General features: G+C 71.2%; 1 pseudogene. It reads left to right on the top strand.

Going from position 1 to position 430, the window contains the following annotated elements:
• A pseudogene (locus H5411_RS46765) lies at window positions 1-346 on the top strand (MlaD family protein); the annotation flags it as partial.
• Between the last annotated feature and the right edge of the window lie 84 nt (window positions 347-430).

The raw sequence follows: 430 nt of genomic DNA on the forward strand, positions 1-430 counted from the left end.
TCTGGCCGACGCGCAGACCCTGCTGAACTACACGCCGGGACTGCTGGACACCGCGCACGCGACGGCGCCCGGCCTGAACTCGGCCGTGAGCAGCCTCATGCCCGCGTTGAGCTTCCTGCGTCCGTTCACCCCGGAAGCGGTGGGCCTGCTGTCCAACTGGGGTTCGGCGAGCGCTAACTACGACGCCAACGGCCACTACGGCCGCATCTACGTACAGGCTGGGGCGTCGAGCGTGAACGTCAACCCGGGCATCGTGCCGCCGGGCTTCACCAGCAACCCGACACCGTTGCCCGGATCGCCGGTCGGCCAGCCCTGGACCGACGCGTTCGGAAGTGGGATCCGATGAGCAAGCGCACCTCCCGGCCGCCCCGGCGGTCCCGCCCGGCGTCCTACCGGCTCCGTGGCCTCGCCGTGGTCACCGTCGCCTGCC

The sequence above is a fragment of the Amycolatopsis echigonensis genome, from assembly GCF_014174495.1.
Taxonomy (GTDB): domain Bacteria; phylum Actinomycetota; class Actinomycetes; order Mycobacteriales; family Pseudonocardiaceae; genus Amycolatopsis; species Amycolatopsis echigonensis.